General features: G+C 44.9%; 1 protein-coding gene. It reads right to left on the bottom strand.

Annotation, left to right across the window (positions count from 1 at the left end):
* Positions 1 to 331, bottom strand: a 331-nt coding sequence (locus A3762_RS19490; RefSeq protein WP_197469412.1) for an amino acid permease, incomplete at its 3' end; no start/stop codon positions are given.
* Positions 332 to 594 lie beyond the last annotated feature (263 nt).

The following is a 594-nucleotide window of genomic DNA, read 5'->3' as shown; positions in this document are numbered from 1 at the left end:
TCGTGAATGCAACCGCAAGACCGGCGTTTCCGGTCCAGGCCGCAATCCAGTGTCCCCAACCCACCAAAAAACCAGCAAATTTTCCAAAACCTTCTTCGGTATATGCAAGCGGGCCACATGCTTTTGGTGAATCGAGCGCTAAGCGAGCGAAGACAAATGCTAATAAGACAGAGCCCGCACCAGTGATCGCCCAGCCCCACAGCGATATCGGACCGAAGTCACTCAGTGATGATGGCAAGAGAAATATTCCTGAGCCAATCATGTTGCCAATGACAAGAGATACGCAGACCCAAAAGCCTATTTTGTGATTTTTGCTCTGTTCGTTGGCCAAAAGTAATTACCTGAAGGCTAATATCTTGCTGAACCTTAGTCGCTGTTTCTGAATAGTCTAGAAATATTATGTTTCAGCGGTGCTGAGGTTTGTTATGCCTTTGTTACGGCAGTTTGCGTACCGATAACTTGCATATGGTGGGCTTTGTCTGTAAAATACGCGGCTCGAAAAACTGCGGGTTATATTAAGCTGCTAGCATTTACAGGCGACTTGATAAATCCGTTTAATTTGTAACTCCTTGCTTTAAAAAGAATTATTCGATT

This window comes from Oleiphilus sp. HI0125, from assembly GCF_001635355.1.
This window is presented reverse-complemented; position numbering and strand designations above follow the sequence as displayed.